This is a genomic window from Rhodopseudomonas parapalustris (assembly GCF_053772255.1).
On record NZ_JAMKBZ010000020.1, the window covers coordinates 77,975 to 98,302 of the forward strand.

At 65.6% G+C, this 20,328-nt stretch carries 24 protein-coding genes; 12 read left to right on the plus strand and 12 right to left on the minus strand.

Going from position 1 to position 20,328, the window contains the following annotated elements:
* Positions 1–151 precede the first annotated feature (151 nt).
* Positions 152–685, plus strand: coding sequence for a 6,7-dimethyl-8-ribityllumazine synthase (locus M9H71_RS17450; RefSeq protein WP_455406218.1), 534 nt, complete (start codon positions 152–154; stop codon positions 683–685).
* Positions 686–892: 207 nt separating this feature from the next.
* On the opposite strand, the gene M9H71_RS17455 is transcribed toward M9H71_RS17450, so the two are convergent.
* The 5 genes from M9H71_RS17455 to lgt form a co-directional block, all read right to left on the minus strand.
* Complete coding sequence (locus M9H71_RS17455) at positions 893–1,846, minus strand: ribose-phosphate pyrophosphokinase (protein ID WP_455406219.1); 954 nt, start codon at positions 1,844–1,846, stop codon at positions 893–895.
* A gap of 168 nt (positions 1,847–2,014) precedes the next feature.
* Positions 2,015–2,623 (minus strand): hypothetical protein, encoded by a 609-nt coding sequence (locus M9H71_RS17460; protein ID WP_455406220.1) that lies wholly within the window; start codon positions 2,621–2,623, stop codon positions 2,015–2,017.
* Between the two features lie 216 nt (positions 2,624–2,839).
* On the minus strand, positions 2,840–3,604 hold the full coding sequence (gene pgeF, locus M9H71_RS17465) for a peptidoglycan editing factor PgeF (protein ID WP_455406221.1): 765 nt from the start codon (positions 3,602–3,604) through the stop codon (positions 2,840–2,842).
* Positions 3,601–4,740: a class I SAM-dependent methyltransferase gene (locus tag M9H71_RS17470; protein ID WP_455406222.1), complete on the minus strand. Its 1,140-nt coding sequence runs from the start codon at positions 4,738–4,740 to the stop codon at positions 3,601–3,603. Before M9H71_RS17470 ends, pgeF begins: the two co-directional genes overlap by 4 nt.
* Positions 4,737–5,600, minus strand: a complete 864-nt coding sequence (gene lgt, locus M9H71_RS17475; RefSeq protein WP_455406223.1) for a prolipoprotein diacylglyceryl transferase — start codon at positions 5,598–5,600, stop codon at positions 4,737–4,739. Before lgt ends, M9H71_RS17470 begins: the two co-directional genes overlap by 4 nt.
* A 253-nt stretch (positions 5,601–5,853) precedes the next feature.
* On the opposite strand from lgt, the gene M9H71_RS17480 reads away from it, so the two are divergent.
* The 4 genes from M9H71_RS17480 to ychF all read left to right on the plus strand — a co-directional run bounded on the left by M9H71_RS17480 (position 5,854) and on the right by ychF (position 8,997).
* Positions 5,854–6,132 (plus strand): accessory factor UbiK family protein, encoded by a 279-nt coding sequence (locus M9H71_RS17480; RefSeq protein ID WP_011159891.1) that lies wholly within the window; start codon positions 5,854–5,856, stop codon positions 6,130–6,132.
* A gap of 325 nt (positions 6,133–6,457) precedes the next feature.
* A complete protein-coding gene (locus tag M9H71_RS17485; protein ID WP_455406224.1) occupies positions 6,458–7,150 on the plus strand; it encodes a 50S ribosomal protein L25/general stress protein Ctc in 693 nt (230 codons plus the stop codon).
* Positions 7,151–7,171: 21 nt separating this feature from the next.
* The gene (gene pth / locus M9H71_RS17490) at positions 7,172–7,783 is read left to right on the plus strand and encodes an aminoacyl-tRNA hydrolase (protein WP_455406225.1); all 612 of its coding nucleotides are present in this window, start codon (positions 7,172–7,174) and stop codon (positions 7,781–7,783) included.
* 116 nt (positions 7,784–7,899) lie between these two features.
* On the plus strand, positions 7,900–8,997 hold the full coding sequence (gene ychF / locus M9H71_RS17495) for a redox-regulated ATPase YchF (RefSeq protein ID WP_455406242.1): 1,098 nt from the start codon (positions 7,900–7,902) through the stop codon (positions 8,995–8,997).
* A gap of 146 nt (positions 8,998–9,143) precedes the next feature.
* Here ychF and M9H71_RS17500 read toward each other — a convergent pair whose 3' ends face one another.
* Positions 9,144–9,437 (minus strand): DUF4282 domain-containing protein, encoded by a 294-nt coding sequence (locus M9H71_RS17500; RefSeq protein ID WP_455406226.1) that lies wholly within the window; start codon positions 9,435–9,437, stop codon positions 9,144–9,146.
* An 86-nt stretch (positions 9,438–9,523) separates the two neighbouring features.
* On the opposite strand from M9H71_RS17500, the gene M9H71_RS17505 reads away from it, so the two are divergent.
* The 3 genes from M9H71_RS17505 (at position 9,524) to M9H71_RS17515 (ending at position 10,787) form a co-directional block, all read left to right on the plus strand.
* A complete protein-coding gene (locus tag M9H71_RS17505) occupies positions 9,524–10,006 on the plus strand; it encodes a MaoC family dehydratase (RefSeq protein WP_455406227.1) in 483 nt (160 codons plus the stop codon).
* An 8-nt stretch (positions 10,007–10,014) separates the two neighbouring features.
* Positions 10,015–10,497, plus strand: coding sequence for a MaoC family dehydratase (locus M9H71_RS17510; RefSeq protein ID WP_455406228.1), 483 nt, complete (start codon positions 10,015–10,017; stop codon positions 10,495–10,497).
* 143 nt (positions 10,498–10,640) lie between these two features.
* Positions 10,641–10,787, plus strand: coding sequence for a hypothetical protein (locus tag M9H71_RS17515; protein ID WP_205512618.1), 147 nt, complete (start codon positions 10,641–10,643; stop codon positions 10,785–10,787).
* A gap of 191 nt (positions 10,788–10,978) precedes the next feature.
* Here the strand turns inward: M9H71_RS17515 and M9H71_RS17520 are convergent, their stop codons facing one another.
* Positions 10,979–11,419, minus strand: a complete 441-nt coding sequence (locus M9H71_RS17520; protein ID WP_455406229.1) for a hypothetical protein — start codon at positions 11,417–11,419, stop codon at positions 10,979–10,981.
* Positions 11,420–11,615: 196 nt separating this feature from the next.
* Positions 11,616–12,047, minus strand: a complete 432-nt coding sequence (locus tag M9H71_RS17525) for a nuclear transport factor 2 family protein (RefSeq protein WP_164607517.1) — start codon at positions 12,045–12,047, stop codon at positions 11,616–11,618.
* Between the two features lie 423 nt (positions 12,048–12,470).
* Between M9H71_RS17525 and M9H71_RS17530 the strand changes: the two genes are divergently transcribed.
* Positions 12,471–12,917 carry a DUF1236 domain-containing protein gene (locus M9H71_RS17530; RefSeq protein ID WP_455406230.1) on the plus strand — a complete coding sequence of 149 codons (447 nt, stop codon included), beginning with the start codon at positions 12,471–12,473 and terminating at the stop codon, positions 12,915–12,917.
* 194 nt (positions 12,918–13,111) lie between these two features.
* Here M9H71_RS17530 and M9H71_RS17535 read toward each other — a convergent pair whose 3' ends face one another.
* Positions 13,112–13,540 (minus strand): hypothetical protein, encoded by a 429-nt coding sequence (locus tag M9H71_RS17535; RefSeq protein WP_455406231.1) that lies wholly within the window; start codon positions 13,538–13,540, stop codon positions 13,112–13,114.
* Between the two features lie 216 nt (positions 13,541–13,756).
* Between M9H71_RS17535 and M9H71_RS17540 the strand changes: the two genes are divergently transcribed.
* Positions 13,757–15,010, plus strand: coding sequence for an acetyl-CoA C-acetyltransferase (locus M9H71_RS17540; RefSeq protein WP_455406232.1), 1,254 nt, complete (start codon positions 13,757–13,759; stop codon positions 15,008–15,010).
* Between the two features lie 350 nt (positions 15,011–15,360).
* A complete protein-coding gene (locus M9H71_RS17545; RefSeq protein WP_455406233.1) occupies positions 15,361–15,678 on the plus strand; it encodes a (2Fe-2S) ferredoxin domain-containing protein in 318 nt (105 codons plus the stop codon).
* Between the two features lie 45 nt (positions 15,679–15,723).
* Here the strand turns inward: M9H71_RS17545 and M9H71_RS17550 are convergent, their stop codons facing one another.
* From M9H71_RS17550 to uvrB, 3 genes are all read right to left on the minus strand, one after another.
* Positions 15,724–15,918: a type II toxin-antitoxin system HicA family toxin gene (locus M9H71_RS17550; protein WP_455406234.1), complete on the minus strand. Its 195-nt coding sequence runs from the start codon at positions 15,916–15,918 to the stop codon at positions 15,724–15,726.
* Positions 15,919–16,152 carry a DUF1902 domain-containing protein gene (locus M9H71_RS17555; protein ID WP_455406235.1) on the minus strand — a complete coding sequence of 78 codons (234 nt, stop codon included), beginning with the start codon at positions 16,150–16,152 and terminating at the stop codon, positions 15,919–15,921.
* Positions 16,153–16,230: 78 nt separating this feature from the next.
* Entirely contained in the window at positions 16,231–19,293 is a 3,063-nt protein-coding gene (gene uvrB, locus M9H71_RS17560) for an excinuclease ABC subunit UvrB (protein ID WP_455406236.1), read from the minus strand.
* 240 nt (positions 19,294–19,533) lie between these two features.
* Here uvrB and M9H71_RS17565 point away from each other — a divergent pair, with 240 nt between their 5' ends.
* A complete protein-coding gene (locus M9H71_RS17565; RefSeq protein ID WP_455406237.1) occupies positions 19,534–20,241 on the plus strand; it encodes a glutathione binding-like protein in 708 nt (235 codons plus the stop codon).
* Positions 20,242–20,328 lie beyond the last annotated feature (87 nt).

Sequence of the window (20,328 nt, forward strand, 5' to 3'; positions counted from 1 at the left end):
AGAACAAAACGGAATCGGATTCGCGTTAGCCGAGTCCGGGGCGTGGAATTCGCTCCACACGAGTCTTTCGACGCATGGGCAACCTTTGATTCGTGGCGGTGCGCTGGTAGCCTGGACCCGACCTTCAGACCACAGCCGAGTGAGACTGCCGATGAACGACTCCGTCACCGATACCGCCGAGACTGCGCCGCCGCCGGCCGAGCGGTCGTATCCGCGCTTTGCCAAGCCGCAGCGCGTCGCCTTCGTGCAGTCGTCGTGGCATCGCGACGCGGTCGGCGCCTGCTGGGAGTCGTTTCTGCGCGAGATCGTCGCGCGCGGCATCGCCGACCAGCAGGTCGACCTGTTCGAAGTGCCGGGCTCGTTCGAGATTCCGCTGCACGTCCAGTTGCTCGCCAAGACAAGGCGCTACACGGCGATCGTCGCCGCCGGACTCGTGGTCGACGACGGGCTCACCGGCTTCGTCGCCCAGACGGTGATCCAGGCGTTGATGGAGGTGCAGCTCAAGACCGAGGTGCCGGTGTTCTCGGCGGTGGCGACGCCGCACAGCTTCGAGCGCGGCGAGGCCGATACCGAGCGCTTCCGCCAGCACTTCGCCGCCAAGGGCGCCGACGTCGCCCATGCCTGCGCCGACACCCTGCTCAGCCTCGAACGCCTCCGCGGCCAGGTCGCGGCTGGGATCGTGTAGTCGAACGACTCCGTCATTCCGGGGCGCGAGCGAAGCTCGCGAACCCGGAATCCAGAGATTATTGAAATACTGCTGGTGCCTTGAACGTCGAGATTCCGGGTTCGCTCACTTCGTGAGCGCCCCGGAATGACGACTTTCTTGTCGACGAAGAGATTCCGGGTTCGCGCTTCGCGCGCCCCGGAATGACGAAAGAGAGGTGAGGAAAGCTCAGTCGAACAGGCTCGACACCGACTCTTCCGCCGCGGTGCGGCCGATTGCTTCGCCGATCAGGGAGGCTATCGAGAGCGTGCGGATGTTCGGCGCGTTGCACACCGCCTCGGTCGGCTGGATCGAGTCGGTGATCACCAGCTCCTTGAGCTTGGAATTGGTGATCCGAGCGCAGGCGCCGCCGGACAGCACGCCGTGGGTGATGTAGGCGTAGACGTCGGTGGCGCCGTTGGCGATCAGCGCTTCGGCGGCGTTCACCAGCGTGCCGCCGGAATCGACGATGTCGTCGAGTAGGATGCAGGTGTAGCCAGCGACGTCGCCGATCACGTTCATCACTTCGGATTCACCGGCGCGCTCGCGGCGCTTGTCGATGATCGCCAGCGGGGTGTTGAGGCGCTTGGCGAGGCCGCGGGCGCGGACCACGCCGCCGACGTCGGGCGACACCACCATCACCTTCGACAGGTCGAAGCGCTCCTTGATGTCGCGCACCATCACCGGCGAGGCGTAGAGGTTGTCGGTCGGGATGTCGAAGAAGCCCTGGATCTGGCCGGCGTGCAGATCCAGCGTCATGACCCGGTCGACGCCGGCATGGGTGATCAGATTGGCGACCAGCTTGGCCGAGATCGGCGAGCGCGAGCCGACTTTGCGGTCCTGCCGGGCGTAGCCGAAATACGGGATCACCGCGGTGATGCGGCGCGCCGAGGCACGGCGCAGCGCGTCGGTGATGATCAGAAGTTCCATCAGATGGTCGTTGGCCGGAAACGACGTCGACTGGATGATGAAGACGTCCGAACCGCGGACGTTCTCCTGAATCTCGACGAAGACTTCGTTGTCGGCGAAGCGGCGGACGCTCGCTTTGGTCAGCGGCATGTTCAGCCACTGGGCGATGTCGCGGGCCAGTGCCGGATTGGAGTTGCCGGCGACCAGTTTGACCGATCCGTTCTTGCCCGACATCGACGCGTCCCCCCTCGGCGCGGTGGATACTACGTTCAGCATATCGGTTGACTCGCGAAATCGGACACTTTTGCGAGCGAGGTGATAACAGTCGGCCGCCAGCGATGGCAACCCATCGTGACGGTTTTCCGATGCGGATTCGACCTATGTCGCGTGCAATTGCAGCAATCAGCGTGCAGCGTAACTCAGGGCTGCAGAGGACGCATCGCTGCTCGCCGCCGGTGTCGGCTCGGCGCTTGCGATCGCCGGGCCGCTCGCCGTCGGCGCCGAAGGCTTGGCGGGCTCGGCTGGTAACCCGCCGTTCACCAAGCCGCTGAGGCCGGTGAAGCCGGCTTGTGCGATCCGGCGCAGCACGACGTCGTCGGCTTGCGACCAAGCATCGCGGCCGTTGCCGGCCGGTTCCTCGCCGGACAGCCGCAGCGCGCGCTGTTGGTTGCGATCGTAGACGTCCCAGACCCAGGCGATGTTGGTGCGGTTGCCGCGGACCTGCGCCGACAGGTAGCTGCGAACCCGATAGGCCGCGCCGCCTTCGCGGGAGACCACCGGGATGTGGCGCAGCTTGGATTCGCTGTCGAGCACCGCGACCATGCGGTCGAACACCTGCGGCGGCGGTCCGTCGATCGACTCGAATGCAACGCCAGTTCCGCCTGCCGAAGCCATCGGGCCGGCGCCGGGGCCGCCTTCGGTGACACAGCCGGCGAGGCCGGTCAGCAATGCGAGCAGGAGGGCGGTGTGCGTCGTGCGCGAAGCGATCTGGCGGGGCAGGCGAGCCGACATGCAGGGTCCCGTCGAAGGCGCGGCACAGCGGCCGCCGAACGAGGCAAGCGATATCGTTAAAATGCATTAAGGTCTAGGGTGCGGCGCCCGCCCGGTTAACCTTTTGCCGCCGCTGCGCAACAATTTCTCTAAAAGTTTCAGTGAATTGTCCCGATCGGCCGGGTCCGATCCGTAAACCAACGTGGTTAATCCACGTTTACCTTTGGCCCTGCGGGCTCACTCCAGAACGATCGCGTGGACGTGGCGGCCGTAGTCAGGCTCGCTGCGATGGGTGGTGCGCCGGTAGGAGAAGAACCGCTCGTCCGGATAGGTGTCGATGCCGAGATCGTCGATCATGCCGACGCCGGCGGTTTCCAGCCGCATCCGGATGAAACCACCGAGGTCGAATTGCGCATGACCGGGCCGGCCGGCCGCGGCGAAGAACGCCGCGTAAGCCGGATCGGCGGCGGTGAAGCGGGCAACGAACTCGTCGCCGACCTCGTAGGACGGCTGCCGGATCAGCGGGCCGATCGCGGCGATCACGCGGCTGCGGTCGGCGCCGAGCCGCTCCATCGCCGCCAGGGTGGACTCCAGCACGCCGGTCAGTGCGCCCTTCCAGCCGGCATGGGCGGCGCCGATCACTCGCGCAGCCGGATCGGCGAACAGGATCGGACCGCAATCGGCGGCCGAGGCTCCGATCGCCAGACCCGGCGTGCGGGTGACGATGGCGTCGGCCTTTGGCCGGTTTGCCGCATCCCACGGCGTCTCAGCCACCGCGACGTCCGGCGAATGGACCTGGTGGACGGTGAGGAAGTGCTCCGGCGTGACGCCGAGCGCCTCGGCCATGCGCCGCCGGTTCTCGGCGACTTTGGCCGGGTCGTCGTTCGAGCCGACGCCGGCGTTCAGCCCGGCATAGATGCCTTCGGACACGCCGCCCTCGCGGGTGAAGAACGCATGACGCAGGCCCGGCGCGGCGCCGAGCAGCGGCGAGGTGATCATCATCCGTGGGTCCCTTGCCGGCGCTCGGCGGCGCGGTCGGTGTCATCGCTGAGCGCGACCAGGGTCTCGATCTTCGGGTCGGATACGCCGATCACCTTGAACATCGAGCCCATCGCGCCGCGGCCTTCGCCGGTCAGGCGCTGCAGCGCGCCGGCGATGTCTTCCGACACCTGCGCGGTCGCTTTCGCCATCAGCGACAGCGCGCGGGTTTCGATGCCGAGCCGCTTCAGGAAAGTGCCCTGGGTCACCGGGCCGTGGGCGCGGGCGCCGATGCTTTCGGCGGCGCGGCCGAGCGCGTCGAAGTCGACATGGGCGGTGAGGTCGGCGCGGCCGGGATGCTGCAGCGGATCGGCATAGCTGTGGCTGGCGATCGCCTGGAAGGTGTCGCCGACGTCGCTGCGCAGATGGCCATAGTCGATGATCAGCGCCGCGCCGCCCTGGTCGCGCACCCGGCTGGCGATTTTCAGAATCTCGGTGTCGGGCCGCCATTCGAACACGGCGCCGGGCGGCGCCAGCCGCACCAGCGGCGGCAGCAGCGCCTCGAAGCCGGGAATCGGATCGGCGGCGACACCGAACACCAGTTCGCCCGACTCGCCGATCTCGATCACCCGCTCGTGCCATCCGGTCTCGCGCTTGATCGCCTGATGGATCGGCAGCACGTCGAAATACTCGTTGGCGAGAATGACGGCGGGGCCTTCCGGCACGTCGTCGAAGCTGTCGTGCCAATGGATGTTGCGGATGCCGGCCAGCGTGGCTTCCTGCTTCTGTCGCAGCACCGGGTTGACCTCGACCAGATGCACGCTGAGCGACTGGTACAGGATCGGCAGCACCCGCAGCGCCCGGAGCGCGTCGGCCATCATGGTGCCGCGGCCGGGGCCGATCTCGATCAGCCGCAGCTCCTGCGGTTCGTCGGCCGCCTTCCACACCGAGGCCGACCACAGCCCGAGCAGTTCGCCGAACATCTGGCTGATCTCGGGCGAGGTGGTGAAGTCACCCTCACGGCCGAGCGGGTCGCGGGTGATGTAGTAGCCGTGCTGGGGATGGCCGAGACACAACTCCATGTAGCGCCACACCGGCATCGGGCCGGCGGCCTTGGTCAGCCGCTTGATCTCGGTGGCGAGCGCGGTCTGGTCGATCATGAGGCGGACTCGCTCGGATGGGTCGAGGCCGCAGGCGAGGTCACCTGTCCACGGCGCCAGGTGGTGATCGTCACGCCGATGCCGACGATCACCATCGGCACCGACAGCAGCATCCCCATCGTCAGCCCGCCCCACAGGAAGCCGAGCTGCGGATCGGGTTCGCGGAAGAACTCGCCGGTGATGCGGGCGAGGCCATAGAAGGTGAGGAACGCGCCGATGATCAGGCCCGGCCGCTTCAGCGCGCCGGCGCGGATCATCAGCGCCAGGATCACGAACAGCGCGATGCCTTCGAGCCCGGCTTCATAGAGCTGGCTCGGATGCCGCGGCAACGGCCCGGCATGGGGAAACACCATTGCCCAAGGCACCGAGGCGTCGGCCGGCCGGCCCCACAATTCGCCGTTGATGAAGTTGGCGATGCGGCCGAGGAACAGCCCGATCGGGCCGACCGCGCAGGTGATGTCGCCGAGCGACAGGATCGGCACCTTGCGCTTCCAGCCGAACAGCACGACCGCCAGCACGCAGCCCATGAAGCCGCCGTGGAACGACATCCCGCCTTTCCACAATTCGAAGATCTCCGCCGGATTCCGGATGAAGAAGTCGAGATTGTAGAACAGCACGTAGCCGGTGCGGCCGCCGAGGATGATGCCGATGGTGACCCAGAGGATGAAGTCGTCGAACGCTTCCAGCGAGATCGGCGATGGACCGCCCCACAGCCGCTGACGCTGCAGCAGCATCCGGGCATACAGCCAGCCGATGACGATGCCGGCGATATAGGCCAGCGCGTACCAGCGGATCGCGAACGGACCGATCGCGACGGCCACCGGATCGAACACGGGAAAGGCGACGGCGAAGAATGGCATTGTTCGTTTGGCTTATCTCCAAAGCCCGCAACGGTACAGCGTCAATTGCCGCGATGCGCGCTCCAGGAACTGTCGACTGATGCTTAAATCGACCTTGCGACGTGGGTGCGAACGTCGCAAGGAGAGGCGAAACCGGCCGGGCCGGCTCGGGTCGCGGCTTCGCGGCCTTGAAGGACGCCCGTTCCATCGCCATTGTCACCGCAATGCCCGTGTGGCTTGCAACCGCGCACGACGCGCGACGGAGATCTCGACCATGACCCAGACCAACAACCGGCTTTTCGACGAGATCGGCCGCCTGATGAACGACGCCGCCGGCGCGGCCCAGGGCGTCAAGCGCGAGATCGACGGCGTGGTGCGCAGCCAGGCCGAGAAGATTCTGCGCGACCTCGATCTGGTGAAGCGCGAGGAGTTCGAGGCGTTCAAGGAGATGGTTCGCCTCACCCGCGAAGAGAACGAAGCCCTGAAGGCCCGCATCGCCGCGCTGGAAGCCCGCCAGGGCGGCGGCTCGGAGCCCCCGACCGCGCTGGCGTGAGGACGGCGAACAGGCGCCAGTTTGCCCTGCTCGAGTCCCTCATGGTGAGGAGGCCGCGAAGCGGCCGTCTCGAACCATGAAGGCCGATGAGGCTCAGCCTACACCCGGTCGCGTCCTTCGAGACGCCCGCCGCCGCCTAGCGGGCGGCGCGGGCTCCTCAGGATGAGGCCGTGCTCGGGAAGACTTGATTTCCTTGTCATTTGCGGCCTTTGCGGCTAGAAACCCGCCACGTCTGCGGCCCCCGCACCCCTGGAGGCTTGCCGCGGCGTGTGCAAATGGGCCGCTTTGCGGCCTTTAACTTTTTACAGATCAAGGACTTAAACAGATGACGAGCGTCTTGGAACTGAAGGCGACCGCGCGTCCGAAGAGCGGCAAGGGGGCCGCCCGGGCCGAGCGTCGCGCCGGCCGCGTGCCCGGAGTGATCTACGGTGACAACCAGCCCCCGCTGCCGATCTCGGTCGAAGAGAAAGAGCTTCGCCTGCGGATCCTGGCAGGCCGGTTCCTGACCACGATTTTCGACGTCGTCCTCGACGGCCAGAAGCATCGCGTCATCCCGCGCGACTATCACCTCGATCCGGTGAAGGACTTCCCGCTGCACGTCGACTTCCTGCGGCTCGGCGCCGGTGCGACCATCCGCATCAGCGTGCCGCTGCACCTGAAGGGTCTCGACGTCGCTCCGGGCGTGAAGCGCGGCGGCACCTTCAACATCGTCACCCACACCGTCGAGCTGGAAGCGCCGGCCGACAACATCCCGCAGTTCATCGAAGCCGACGTGTCGAACCTCGACATCGGCGTGTCGCTGCATCTGTCGGACATCGCGCTGCCCAAGGGCGTCAAGTCGGTGTCGCGTGAGGACGTCACGCTGGTCACCATCGTGCCGCCGTCGGGCTACAACGAAGACAAGGCTGCGGCGGGTGCCGCGCCTGCGGCCGCTGCCGCGCCGGCTGCTGCGGCGAAGGCTCCGGCTGCTGCTGCCAAGGCTCCGGCCGCGGCTGCTCCGGCGGCCAAGAAGAAGTAATCCGGCGCGGGGTCCCGCGTCATGCGGCTGTTCGTTGGGCTCGGCAATCCTGGTGCGAAGTACCAGGGCAACCGGCACAACATCGGCTTCATGGTCATCGACGAAATCGCGCGGCGTCATGGCTTCTCGCCATGGCGCCGTCGTTTTCAGGGCGAGACCGCCGACGGCGTACTCGACGGGGTGCGCATCACGCTGCTCAAGCCGACGACCTACATGAACGACTCCGGTCGCGCCGTGCAGGAGGCCGCCGGCTTCTACAAGATCGGGCAGGACGAGGTCGCCGTGTTTCACGACGAGATCGAACTGCCGCCGGCGAAAGTTCGCGTGAAGGTCGGCGGCGGCATCGCCGGGCACAACGGCCTGCGCTCGATTTCGGCGCATATCGGCAACGATTATCTGCGCGTCCGTCTCGGCGTCGGCCATCCGGGCGTAAAGGATCTGGTGCACAATCATGTGCTCGGCGACTTCGCCAAGAGCGAGCGGCCCTGGGTCGAAGCTTTGTGCGAGATCGCCGCCGACAATGCCGGCCTGATCGCCAAGGGAAAAGACGCCTCCTTCGCCAACAAGGTGCATCTGGCGATGCAGGCGAAGGGATTTTACGACAACGACAAGGGCGACAAAGTCGCCAAGTAACACACCGTCATGGCCGGGCTTGTCCCGGCCATCCACGCCTTCGCCGAGCGGCAACGCCGTAAGGCGTGGATGCCCGGCACAAGGCCGGGCATGACGAACTCTGGATCGAGGACGACATGGGCTTCAAATGCGGGATCGTCGGGCTGCCGAATGTCGGCAAGTCGACGCTGTTCAACGCGCTGACCGAGACCGCGGCGGCGCAGGCGGCGAACTATCCGTTCTGCACCATCGAGCCGAATGTCGGCGAGGTCGCGGTGCCGGATCCGCGGCTCGACAAGCTGGCGGAGGTCGGCAAGTCGCAGCAGATCATTCCGACCCGGCTGACGTTCGTCGACATCGCCGGCCTGGTGAAGGGCGCCTCCAAGGGTGAAGGCCTCGGCAACCAGTTCCTCGCCACCATCCGCGAGGTCGACGCGATCGCGCACGTCGTGCGCTGCTTCGAAGACAGCGACATCACCCATGTCGAAGGCAAGGTCGCGCCGCTCGCCGACATCGAGACGATCGAGACCGAGCTGATGCTCGCCGATCTCGAGAGCCTGGAAAAGCGCGTCGACAACCTGACCAAGAAGGCGAAGGGCGGCGACAAGGATTCCAAGGAGCAGCTCGAGCTGGTCACCCGCGCGCTCACGCTGCTACGCGACGGCAAGCCGGCGCGTTTCCTCGAGCGCAAGCCGGAGGAAGAACGCGCGTTCCGGATGCTCGGCCTGCTCACCTCCAAGCCGGTTCTGTACGTCTGCAACGTCGAGGAAGGCTCGGCCGCCGAAGGCAATGCGTTTTCCGAAGCGGTGATGGCGCGCGCCAAGGAAGAGGGGGCGGTCGCGGTGGTGATCTCGGCCAAGATCGAATCCGAAATCGCGACGCTGTCGAAGGAGGAGCGTACTGATTTTCTCGACACGCTGGGCTTGCACGAGGCCGGTCTCGACCGGCTGATCCGCGCCGGCTACGAGCTGTTGCACCTGATCACTTACTTCACCGTCGGCCCGAAGGAGGCTCGTGCCTGGACCATCACCAAGGGCACCAAGGCGCCGCAGGCCGCAGCCGTGATCCACACTGATTTCGAGAAGGGCTTCATCCGCGCCGAAACCATCGCCTATGACGACTACATCCGTCTCGGCGGCGAAGCCGGCGCCCGCGACGGCGGCAAGCTGCGGCTGGAAGGCAAGGAATACGTCGTCGCCGACGGCGACGTGATGCACTTCAGGTTTAATACCTGAGGGCGGGAGCGCGATTCTTCGCGCGCCTGCCTTTCACCGAGTCATTCCGGGGCGCGCGAAGCGCGAACCCGGAATCTCTGGTCGCAACAATCTCGGGATTCCGGGTTCGCGAACTATGTTCGCGCCCCGGAATGACGGTCTCTTTGTTATCTGAATCCCTGCTGATCGCGGATCGCGCCGAGGTGTTCGTTGATGCGGAACACGATCAGCACGAACTCTGCGACGATGCGCGAGAACACGATCCCGACCAGGATCGAGGCGAGGCTGGACAGCACCAGGATGAAGCCGCTGAACGGGCTCACCGCCATCGCCGCAAGTCCGGAAAACACGCCGGAAATTCCGAACAGCACCGTCAACGCGATCACCAGCCAATAGAAGGTCTTGATGATGGTCGGCGTGATGAAACGGTCCCATTGAAACAGGTCCCGAAAGTTGAACATCGGTGGTCTCCCCCAACAAACCGAATGATGGGCTTGTGATCGACCGCAATAACGGCCACAATCGGGCTCTCCTACCAGCAAATGCCATGACAGCCCTGTTCTTCGAAAATTTCGCGCCCGGCCATTTCGGCCGCTATGGACCTCGCCGTGTGACGCGCGAGGAGATCATCGCTTTCGCTTCGGAATACGATCCGCAGCCGATGCATCTGGACGATCACGCCGCCAACGCATCGATGCTGAAGGGCATGTCGGGCTCCGGCTGGCACCTGTCGTCGCTGATGATGCGGATGATGTACGACGGTTTCATCAAGGACACCGCTTCGCTCGGCTCGCCCGGCGTCGACGAGATGCGCTGGATGTCGCCGCTGCGGCCCGGCGACGATCTGATGCTCGACGTCGAAGTGATCGAAGCGCGGGTGTCGAAGAGCCGGCCCGAGACCGGGATCGTCACCTTCAAGTGCTATGTCCGCAACGGCCGCGGCCAGATGCTGAGCGAGATGGTGTCGCCGATCATCGTCAAGCGCCGTGACGCGGACGCCGCGCCGGTCGCCGCCGGCAGCAACGGATAGCGATCACCATGCGTTTTCTCGAAGACATGACGATCGGCGACCGCCGCGAGGTCGGCACGTTCACGTTCACGGCGGACTCGATCAAGACGTTCGCGGCGCAGTTCGATCCGCAGCCGTTCCATCTCGACGAGGAGGCCGGCAAGCAGTCGCTGTTCGGCGGGCTGGCGGCATCCGGCTGGCACATCGCCGCGGTGTGCATGAAGCTGATGGTCGCGGACGCCCAGCGCGAGGCGGTCGAGGCCGCCAAGCGCGGCGATCAGGTGGCGGTCGGCGGCCCGTCTCCGGGCTTCCGCGAGCTGCGCTGGCTGAAGCCCGTGCTGGCCGGCGACACCATCACCTACTACAAGCAGGTCGAGAATCTGCGGCCTTCTGATTCGCGCCCGCAATGGGGAATCATGCAGGCGCGCAACACCGGGATCAATCAGCGCGGCGAGGAGGTGTTCTCGTTCCTCGCCACGGCGTTCGTGCCGAGGCGACCGCACGCCGAGTGAGGCGCAGCGGACACAGCCGGTCGCATTTTAACCAAATGCGAGGCTTTTCCGCGAGACGGCGCCGGAACGCGGGGGATATTAGGAAGTTGTGAACCCTGCGGGCGTCACGTTCGACGAACGCAGGGCTGAGGGAATCGAACACAATGGCTGACCAAGTTGGACTGAAATGGGTGGGCGTGATTTTCGCCACCGTGACCCTGGCGGTGATGATCACCACCGGAATGATCGTGAAGGGCTACGCCGTGGGCTCCTATAGCCTCGAGACGCCGGCCGCTCTCTCCGACCGCTGAGCGGTCACCGGCCGGCGATCAAGCCGGCCTCGACATCTTCGATCCGAGCGAGTTTCGAGATCGACGACAAAAAAGCAGCCACCTCGCGATGGCTGCTTTTGTCGTTTTGAACCGATGATTTGTTGAACCGGGTTGTTCACCAGTTCGGCTGGGCCGCCGCCTAATCCGGCCGCGGCCGCCGGTTGGGCGAATCAGCCGTGACGCAGGCTGTCGGCGGTGCGCTTCCACTGCGCGACGTTGTCGGCGATCATCCGGGTCGACTTCATTGCCGCCTGGCTGAGCTGGGCGTAGCTGGAGATCTCGCGCTGCACCCGCTGGCCTTCGGCGTGCAGCAGGTCACGCAGCGTCTCCAGTTCGCCGATCAGGTTCTCGATCTCGCCGAGCGAGGTGCCGGCGACGCGCTGGATTAGCGAATTGACGTTGTTGACCGCGGCTTCAGCACCGCCTTCGAGGCCCAGCGTCGAGGCGGGAGCCGCTGCGGTGTCGGTGGTGGAAGCGGTCGCCGACGGGCGGCGCAGATAGGCGATGTCGTTGCGGACGAAGTCGCGGATGCCCGCTTCCACCTCGGAGACGGCGGCGAGGTTCTCGTCGGCTTCGGCGGTTTCGATCTTCTCGGAAGGAATGGCGTTCATTCGGTTGGTCCCCTGTTTGAGCGTCACGCCGCGCGGGGATCGCCCGCACGCATTCTGTCGCCGCATGACTCCAGCGCAATTTGACCGCATCGCGGCCGTTCTGCGGCGTCCCCTCGGTGTTTCGGCGACAATCCTCAACGTCGGATTAACGGCGGTTCCGTGGCGCCTTTCGGCAGACCGTCGCCGGAGGGCCCGATCAGGCGATCTTCGGCAGATGGATCGGGCGGCCGAGCGCCTGTTCGACCAGGTCGAAGGTGTCGAGCACCATGCGCAGATTGGTCAGCCGGCCGTTCTGGAACTGGGTGAACAGCGCCATCCGCACGCTGATCGGCCGGTTGGTGTCGGTCGCGGTCAGCGAGTATCGCACCATCGAGGCGGCGGAATCGAGGCCGAGCATCACCGACTCGCGGTGGTAGCGATAAATCCGGACGCAATCGGCAATCTGCCGACAGACTTCGAGCACCGCCTCCTTGCCGTGGCGGGCGCCGAAGAACGGAAACATGTCGATCGGCCCGTAAATCGCCCAGTCGATGTTGTCGTCGATCAGTGCGGCGAGGTCTTCTTGCTGGCGGTCGGTAACAGCGCGATGCAATGCGCGCGAGAACCGCCAGAGACTATGCTCTGTCATTGGCAATCCCGTTTGAGATTTATGTCGAGGCAAGCAGCGGCACCTGGGGCATCGCTGACGATGCCGTGCCTTTCGCGATTTGCTGCGCGGATGCAGCCCAATTAGTTACAATGCGAATTAAATGCAATCGATTTCTTGTGCGATGCACAAAATTCCGCAATGCGCAACTGGCGCGCGGCCCGCTCACCTGCCCGCAGCCTAATCAATTGTTCTCATATGTGATTTTGGTTCCCCATCGCCGCTGCGCAGGGCTTCACCAAGCCGCGCACAAGACTCACATCGTCGTGACGACATGGCGGATGTTTAACGAAACGTTAGCGTGCCGCGCCGCGTTGGCCTGCCGTCCCCCAGCCGCGAGCGGCTCGGCGTGTCCGCTGATCGCTCGCTCCGGGGCCTATCGAACCGAACGAAAGGAGGGAGTCCATGAAGCAGCATCTCTCGATCATCCTGGCGAGCGCTTTGGCGTTCACGGGCGCATCCGCAGCGTTCGCGGGCAGCATGTCCCAGAATAACGCCGCGACCGGGATGGAGCGCGGCGAAGCGTCCAGTCCGATGAAGCGCAACGACCGCATGGAGCACGCCACCACTGGCTCCACGGCGCCGCAGGGCAAACTCGCGCTGACCGACACGCAGAAGCAGAAGTTGTGGAGCGAGCTGAGCGGCAGCGCGCAGCGCCAGACGCCGCCGGCCAGCTTCGTCGGCAATGTCGGCGAGGCGGTGCCGAAGGGCCTCGACACGCGGGCGCTGCCGTCCCAGGCGGCGAGCGAGGTCCCGGTGATCCGCAACTATCACTATGCGATGCTGAGCGATCGGATCGTGCTGGTGAACCCGCGCACCAATAAGGTCGCAGGGGTGATCCGCCAGCAGTAAGTCTGTCGGCGCAGGCCAAGGCGCCGATCGTTTCGATCAGCGGCCGGTCGGCGAGCCGGATCGACGGCTCCGCGCAACGTGCGTCACGGCTGATCGCCCCACGCGGATGCGGCGGTTCTCTCCAGCGCCGCCGCATCCCGCGGAGCGGGCCGGTGACGGTCGAGCCGATCGGATTTTAGCTTCGGGACCCAGCCTCAGGATTTTGCCTTGGCCTTCTTCTTCGGCTTGGCGGCAGCCTTCTTGGCCGAGCCCGCCTTGCCGGCGGGAGGCGCTTTGCCGACCGGCGCGGCCTTTGCCGCATCCTTCGGCGCCTTGTCTTTCACCTCTTTCACTGCCTTTTCCTTCGCCGCGACTGCGGCGGCGTCCTCGGCCGCCTTGCGCATCGCCCTGGCGTAGGAATCCGCAGCGTTGTCGGCGGCCATCTGCAACCGCTTGATCGCGGCCTGGCCCTGCTCGGTGGCGGCGGTCACCAGCGCCTTGGCCTGTGCCTTGCCGGCGGCGTCCTTGGCCTTGGCGACGCGCGTCAGCAGCGCGGCGCGGCGCTTCTTCACAGCGGCGGTGAGCGCCTTGGTCTGTTGTTTCGCGAGCTGCCGGATGATCGCGTCGAGATCGGCCTCGGCCATGATTGGTAGTCCCCCAAAGTAACGTCGATTGCGCGCGACTATGCAGAGGCGCACCTCGCTTGGCAATTCGTCAGTTCCGCCGCGCGGCATAAGTCGCGCCCGCGCCACAGATTGCATGGTGCGGTATCGCCGCTGCGGCTTGACTTCGCCCGCGTCTCGGACAATCTCGCCGCCAAGCCCCAAACAAACCGCAAACAACATCGGGAGAAGAACAAGATGGCAGACGCCTATATCATCGACGCAGTCCGCACCCCCCGCGGCATCGGCAAGGTCGGAAAGGGCGCTCTGGCCGACATGCATCCCCAGCACCTCGCCGCCACCGTGCTGAAGGCGATCGCCGAACGTAACAAGCTCAACACCGCCGACGTCGACGATATCATCTGGTCGACCTCGACCCAGCGCGGCAAGCAGGGCGGCGACCTCGGCCGCATGGCCGCGCTCGACGCCGGCTACGACATCAAGGCCTCCGGCACCACGCTCGATCGCTTCTGCGGCGGCGGCATCACGGCGGTGAACTTCGCCGCGGCGCAGATCATGAGCGGCATGGAAGACGTGGTGATCGCCGGCGGCACCGAGATGATGTCGCTGACCGCATCGATGGCCGCCGAGGACATGGCGGCCGGCAAGCCGCCGCTCGGCATGGGCGCGGGCAACGCGCGCCTCGCCAAGGTGCATCCGCAGTCGCACCAGGGCATCTGCGGTGACGCCATCGCCAGCATGGAAGGCATCAGCCGCGAGACGCTCGACGCGCTCGGCCTCGAAAGCCAGCGCCGCGCCGCGATCGCCATCAAGGAAGGCCGCTTCGACAAGAGCATCGTTCCGGTGGTCGACGACGAGCGCAAGGTGGTGCTGGGCAAGGACGAGTATCCGCGCCCTGAGACCACCGCCGAAGGCCTCGCCGCGCTGAAGCCGGCCTTCACCGCGATGGCCGACTATCCGCTCGACGACAAGGGCACGACCTATCGCAAGCTGATCAACCAGAAGTACCCGGACCTCGAGATCAAGCACATGCATCACGCCGGCAACTCGTCGGGCGTGGTCGACGGCGCCGCGGCGCTGCTGCTGACCTCGAAGGAATACGCCGACAAGCACGGCCTGAAGCCGCGGGCGAAGATCGTGGCGATGGCGAACATCGGCGACGATCCGACCCTGATGCTGAACGCGCCGGTGCCGGCCGCCAAGAAGGTGCTGCAGAAGGCCGGTCTGACCAAGGACGATATCGACCTCTGGGAGATCAACGAGGCGTTCGCGGTGGTCGCCGAGAAGTTCATGCGCGACCTCGACCTCGACCGCTCCAAGGTCAACGTCAACGGCGGCGCGATTGCCCTCGGTCACCCGATCGGCGCCACCGGCGCGATCCTGGTTGGCACCGTGCTCGACGAACTCGAACGCCGCGGTCTGAAGCGCGGCCTCGTGACGATGTGCGCCGCCGGCGGCATGGCCCCGGCGATCATCATCGAGCGGGTGTGAGGCGAGAGGACGCGTAGGATGGGTTGAGCGTCAGCGAAACCCATCAATCCCGCGCACCAGAGCTGAAGTAGTTAAAAAGGGCGGCGCCACAAGCGCCGCCCTTTGTCTGTGTCGACCACCGCCGTCCCTCATGGTGAGGAGGCGCGCAGCGCCGTCTCGAACCATGAGGCCGTGAGGCCGCCGCCATCCTTCGAGACGCCCGGATGCGCCGGGTTCCTCATGATGAGGTCCGTGGATGGAGCAAGAATTCGTAGGATGGGTTGAGCGCAGCGAAACCCATCATTCACGCCCATGGAGTTGGATGGGTTTCGCTGCGCTCAACCCATCCTACGTGGCCCGATCGTTCCTATATGACGATCATGCCCACCAAATCCTCCCTCCCCATCGCCCGCCCCAAACGCCCGCCGCCGGTGCTGATCTGCGGCAAATGCCTGTCGAAAATCGACGGCGGCAAGAAGCTGAAGCAGGCGCTGAAGGCCCAGCTGAAGCGCGCCGCCGCCGCGCAGGGCGGCAAACGCCCCAAGCTCGTCACCACCGGCTGTCTCGGCATCTGCCCTAAGCGCGCGGTGGTCACGGCGAGCGCGGTGACGCTGGGACGCGGGGAGTATGTATTGGTGGGAGATCGGAAAGAGGCGGAAGAGGCGGTGAGGGGGCTGATCGGCGACTGAGGCATCCTTGACGACGGGCCGCGCTGAGCGGCCGGCCCGATGTCGTCAGAACTTCTTCGGCAGTCCGGCCTGCTTCAAAATTCCGTTCGCCGTGTGCCGCGACTTGATCTTGGAATCGACGGGAAAACTCTTGCCGCTGATCGGGCTTCGCCACATCTCGTGATCGCCTTTGCCCTGCCGAATGAACTCACACCCGTGCTGTCGGAGAAGGTCCTTCACAGCAGGTGCGTAGTCGGTCATCTACGCCACTTGAAAACGCGGAGTGGCATGACTGGACGTGACGAGTTCGAACGGCACGTCCTCACCCGCGCGCGGGTCGCCGTTCTCGGCGAGGACGTCCTGGATCAGGTCCGGCATCTTCCGATACAGGACTTCGTAGGTTTCGGCTTCGGTCACCAGCGGGATGTCGTCGCTTTGCGCGACCCAGACGCCAGCTTCTTCGTCGAACGCCACCTGAATGACCAGTGCGACCACAGCGGATCTCCTGACGTAGCCCGTCGAACGCTTCCGATAGATTAGCTGATCTCAGTCAGCGTTGGAACCGGGGGGCAGCTACCTCTTCTTCCACCCGCCCCTCTTTCCCGGCGCGCCGCCGGTCGAGCGCGGGGAGGGGCCGAATTCGGGGCCGGCTTCGCGGCTGGAGGTCGGCTGATAGATCTTGCTCTCCGTGCCCGGGCCCATTTCGTCGAGTGTCGGCTTGCGCGGCTTGTCGCGCTGGACTTTCTTGAATTCGTGCCAGCCGGCGATGCCCATCTCGTCGAGGTCGGGTTTGTGGACCTTTGACGTCGTGCTCGGGGCACCCCCACCCCGGCCTTCGGCCGCCCCTCCCCGCAAGGGGGAGGGTGAAGCGGCGGCGGCGCCTCGTGATCCCGATTTGCCGCGTCCGCCTTTCCCCGTTTCCGCCGGCAGGTTCGCGGCTGCGCCGTAGCGCTTGGCGCCGGCGTAAGCACCGGCTTTGTCGGCGACCTTGCGCTGCTTCACCGTTGGATCGTCGATCACCGCGAGCTCGGTGGCGCGCAGGCGTTTGACTTCGTCGCGCAGACGGGCGGCTTCCTCGAAGTTCAGGTCGGCGGCGGCTTCGCGCATCCGGGTTTCGAGATCGGCCAGCACCGCCTCGAAATTGTGGCCGATCACAGCGGCGTCGTCGGTGAAGCCGGCGCCCTTGCCGTCGCCGATCTCGACCAGCACATGGTCGCGCTCGTACACGCTGTTCAGGATGTCGCCGATCGACTTCTTCACGCTCTCCGGCGTGATGCCGTGCGCGGTGTTGTATTCGATCTGTTTCTCGCGGCGGCGATTGGTCTCGTCGATCGAGCGCTGCATCGAGCCGGTCATTTGATCGGCGTAGAGGATCACCTTGCCGTCGACGTTGCGCGCGGCGCGGCCGATGGTCTGAATGAGGGAGGTTTCGCTGCGCAGGAAACCTTCCTTGTCGGCATCGAGGATCGCGACCAGCGCGCATTCCGGGATGTCGAGGCCTTCGCGCAACAGGTTGATGCCGACCAGCGCGTCGAACACCCCGAGCCGCAAATCGCGGATGATCTCGATCCGCTCGATGGTGTCGATGTCGGAGTGCATGTACCTGACACGGATGCCTTGCTCGTGCAGGAACTCGGTGAGATCCTCGGCCATCCGCTTGGTCAGCACGGTGATCAGCGTGCGATAGCCGCGCGCCGCAGTGGCGCGGACCTCGCCGACGAGGTCGTCGACCTGGGTGCGGGCCGGGCGGATGTCGACCGGCGGATCGATCAGCCCGGTCGGGCGGATCACCTGCTCGACGAACACGCCGCCCGACTCGTTCAGCTCCCACGCCGCCGGCGTCGCCGACACCGCGACCGTCTGCGGCCGCATCATGTCCCACTCTTCGAACCGCAGCGGCCGGTTATCCATGCAGGACGGCAGGCGGAAGCCGTATTCGGCCAGTGTCGCCTTGCGGCGGAAGTCACCTTTGAACATCGCGCCGATCTGCGGGATCGAGACGTGGCTTTCGTCGGCGAACACCAGCGCGTTGTCGGGCACGTATTCGAACAGCGTGGGCGGCGGCTCGCCCGGCCGGCGGCCGGTGAGATAGCGTGAGTAGTTCTCGATGCCGGCGCAGGAGCCGGTCGCTTCCATCATCTCGATGTCGAAGGTGGTGCGCTGCTCCAGCCGCTGTGCTTCCAGCAGGCGGCCTTGTGCATGCAGCTGATCGAGCCGCCATTTCAACTCGGTCTTGATCGACTGAATCGCCTGGATCAGCGTCGGCCGCGGCGTCACATAGTGCGAATTGGCGTAGATCTTGACGAATTCCAGCTCGTCCTGCTTGTGGCCGGTGAGGGGATCGAACTCCTCGATGCCCTCGATCTCGTCGCCGAACATCTTCACCCGCCAGGCGCGATCCTCGTAGTGCGCCGGGAAGATGTCGATGACGTCGCCGCGCACCCGGAAGGTGCCGCGCGAGAAGTCAGCCTGGGTGCGCTTGTACTGCAGCGCTACCAGATCGGCGATCAGCTGGCGCTGATCGATCCGTTCGCCGCGCTTCAGCGCGAAGGTCATCGCCGTATAGGTCTCGACCGAGCCGATACCGTAGATGCACGACACCGAGGCGACGATGATGACGTCGTCGCGCTCCAGCAGCGCGCGGGTCGCGGCGTGGCGCATCCGGTCGATCTGTTCGTTGATCGACGAATCCTTCTCGATATAGGTGTCGGTGCGCGGAACGTAGGCTTCGGGCTGGTAGTAATCGTAATACGAGACGAAGTACTCGACGGCGTTGTCGGGGAAGAAGTTCTTGAACTCGCCGTAGAGCTGCGCCGCCAGCGTCTTGTTCGGCGCCAGGATGATCGCCGGGCGCTGCGTCGCCTCGATCACCTTGGCCATGGTGTAGGTCTTGCCCGAGCCGGTGACGCCGAGCAGCACCTGGGTGCGATCGTTGCGATCGATACCTTCGACCAGTTCCTTGATCGCCTGCGGCTGGTCGCCGCGCGGCTGGTAATCGGATTTCAGCACGAACCGCACGCCGCCTTCGGATTTCTCCGGTCGCGGCGGACGGTGCGGCACCCACAGCTTGACGCCGCCGTCCTCGCCTTTGAACTCGGGGCGGCCTTCGCGGATCAGGCTCTCCAGCGCGTCGGCGGTGGCCTTGACGCCGAGCGCCTCCATCTTGCTGCGCGGCGGCCGCGCCAAGGCTTCGGCGTCGTCCTCCTCGGTCGGCAGGCCGAGCTGCCGCGCCAGTTCCGGATCGAGCGTCGGGATGGTGGCGGCGGTGCCGTAATTGGCCTGCGGCGCTTCGTTGAGGCCGCCGCGGCTGGCGCCCGGCGGCTGCGGATAGGGCTGCAGCGCGGTCGGCCGCGGCGTCGCGCCGTCGCCGGCCTTCGGCGTCGAAGCGCGGCCACGATGCACCGCCGCCTCGCCACCACGGCGGTCGTGCGAATTGTCCGGCGGCGGCTGCAAGCCGGTGCCGGAGCCGAGGCCCGCATCGCCGCGATTCAGCGCCGGATTCAAAAGCTCGGCCAGCGCCGGACCGATCGGCTGCACGTCGGGCCGATGCGCCTTGGATTTCGGCGTTTTCGCTGCAGCGGATTTGGCCCTCGCCGCGCGCGCGGGCTTGTCGGAAGAGTCGGGGGATTTCGCCATACGCCGAATATGGGCCCGAAGCCGCAGCGAGAAAAGGGCGGCTGCGGCCACGGGCTGTGCACGCCAGCCCCGCAGCAAAGCCGCCGCGTTCCCGCGCGTCACACGGGCTGTTGATCGGCGCCGGGCATTGACTTCGCGCTCGGTTCCGGCAGATTGAATGCAGTTGCATGAATCTGCGGCGATCGTTCCATTCGGCGCGGTCGAGGCGACAGACGCGACCATGGCAGCAGGACACGCCACATGATCGATCTCTACTACTGGACCACGCCGAACGGCCACAAGATCACGATGTTTCTCGAAGAGGCCGGGCTCGACTACAACATCGTGCCGGTGAACATCGGCGCCGGTGACCAGTTCAAGCCGGACTTTCTGGCGATCGCGCCGAACAACCGGATGCCGGCGATCATCGATCATGCGCCGGCCGGCGGCGGCAAGCCGCTGTCGGTGTTCGAATCCGGCGCGATCCTGCTGTATCTCGCCGACAAGACCGGCAAGTTCCTGCCGAAGGATCTGTACGGCCGCAACGACGCGCTGCAATGGCTGTTCTGGCAAATGGGCGGGCTCGGGCCGATGGCCGGGCAGAACCATCATTTCAACGTCTACGCGCCCGAGAAGATTCCCTACGCCATCAATCGCTACGTCAACGAGACCAACCGGCTGTACGGCGTGCTCAACAAGCGGCTGGCGGATCGCGAATTTCTCGCCGGCGACTATTCGATCGCCGATATGGCGTCGTATCCGTGGATCGTGCCGTACAAGAACCAGAGCCAGAACATCGACGACTTCCCGCATCTGAAGCGCTGGCTGGAGGCCATCGCGGCCCGGCCCGCCACCGAGCGCGCTTATGCCAAGGCCAAGGAGGTCAATCCGAGCTTCGGCCAGCCGACGATCCGCACCGAGGAAGAAAAGAAGATGCTGTTCGGCCAGACCGCTGCGGTGGTGAAGTAGTTCGATCCGTCGGTCATTCCGGGTTCGCCGCTGCGCGGCGCCCCGGAATGACGAGCGTGATACTGACCAATTCCGTCATGCGCGGGC

What these genes read in the sequence shown, in the direction of transcription:
- pgeF (WP_455406221.1), bottom strand. Translation starts at nt 3,604, where the DNA reads ATGATGATCACCTCGCCGCTGCTCGGCGCCGCGCCGGGCCTGCGTCAT.
- pth (WP_455406225.1), top strand. Translation starts at nt 7,172, where the DNA reads ATGCGGCTGTTCGTTGGGCTCGGCAATCCTGGTGCGAAGTACCAGGGC.
- M9H71_RS17530 (WP_455406230.1), top strand. Translation starts at nt 12,471, where the DNA reads ATGAAGCAGCATCTCTCGATCATCCTGGCGAGCGCTTTGGCGTTCACG.
- ychF (WP_455406242.1), top strand. Translation starts at nt 7,900, where the DNA reads ATGGGCTTCAAATGCGGGATCGTCGGGCTGCCGAATGTCGGCAAGTCG.
- M9H71_RS17535 (WP_455406231.1), bottom strand. Translation starts at nt 13,540, where the DNA reads ATGGCCGAGGCCGATCTCGACGCGATCATCCGGCAGCTCGCGAAACAA.
- M9H71_RS17460 (WP_455406220.1), bottom strand. Translation starts at nt 2,623, where the DNA reads ATGTCGGCTCGCCTGCCCCGCCAGATCGCTTCGCGCACGACGCACACC.
- M9H71_RS17515 (WP_205512618.1), top strand. Translation starts at nt 10,641, where the DNA reads ATGGCTGACCAAGTTGGACTGAAATGGGTGGGCGTGATTTTCGCCACC.
- lgt (WP_455406223.1), bottom strand. Translation starts at nt 5,600, where the DNA reads ATGCCATTCTTCGCCGTCGCCTTTCCCGTGTTCGATCCGGTGGCCGTC.
- M9H71_RS17520 (WP_455406229.1), bottom strand. Translation starts at nt 11,419, where the DNA reads ATGAACGCCATTCCTTCCGAGAAGATCGAAACCGCCGAAGCCGACGAG.
- M9H71_RS17485 (WP_455406224.1), top strand. Translation starts at nt 6,458, where the DNA reads ATGACGAGCGTCTTGGAACTGAAGGCGACCGCGCGTCCGAAGAGCGGC.
- M9H71_RS17470 (WP_455406222.1), bottom strand. Translation starts at nt 4,740, where the DNA reads ATGATCGACCAGACCGCGCTCGCCACCGAGATCAAGCGGCTGACCAAG.
- M9H71_RS17480 (WP_011159891.1), top strand. Translation starts at nt 5,854, where the DNA reads ATGACCCAGACCAACAACCGGCTTTTCGACGAGATCGGCCGCCTGATG.
- uvrB (WP_455406236.1), bottom strand. Translation starts at nt 19,293, where the DNA reads ATGGCGAAATCCCCCGACTCTTCCGACAAGCCCGCGCGCGCGGCGAGG.
- M9H71_RS17505 (WP_455406227.1), top strand. Translation starts at nt 9,524, where the DNA reads ATGACAGCCCTGTTCTTCGAAAATTTCGCGCCCGGCCATTTCGGCCGC.
- M9H71_RS17565 (WP_455406237.1), top strand. Translation starts at nt 19,534, where the DNA reads ATGATCGATCTCTACTACTGGACCACGCCGAACGGCCACAAGATCACG.
- M9H71_RS17455 (WP_455406219.1), bottom strand. Translation starts at nt 1,846, where the DNA reads ATGTCGGGCAAGAACGGATCGGTCAAACTGGTCGCCGGCAACTCCAAT.
- M9H71_RS17510 (WP_455406228.1), top strand. Translation starts at nt 10,015, where the DNA reads ATGCGTTTTCTCGAAGACATGACGATCGGCGACCGCCGCGAGGTCGGC.
- M9H71_RS17500 (WP_455406226.1), bottom strand. Translation starts at nt 9,437, where the DNA reads ATGTTCAACTTTCGGGACCTGTTTCAATGGGACCGTTTCATCACGCCG.
- M9H71_RS17550 (WP_455406234.1), bottom strand. Translation starts at nt 15,918, where the DNA reads ATGACCGACTACGCACCTGCTGTGAAGGACCTTCTCCGACAGCACGGG.
- M9H71_RS17540 (WP_455406232.1), top strand. Translation starts at nt 13,757, where the DNA reads ATGGCAGACGCCTATATCATCGACGCAGTCCGCACCCCCCGCGGCATC.
- M9H71_RS17525 (WP_164607517.1), bottom strand. Translation starts at nt 12,047, where the DNA reads ATGACAGAGCATAGTCTCTGGCGGTTCTCGCGCGCATTGCATCGCGCT.
- M9H71_RS17545 (WP_455406233.1), top strand. Translation starts at nt 15,361, where the DNA reads ATGACGATCATGCCCACCAAATCCTCCCTCCCCATCGCCCGCCCCAAA.
- M9H71_RS17450 (WP_455406218.1), top strand. Translation starts at nt 152, where the DNA reads ATGAACGACTCCGTCACCGATACCGCCGAGACTGCGCCGCCGCCGGCC.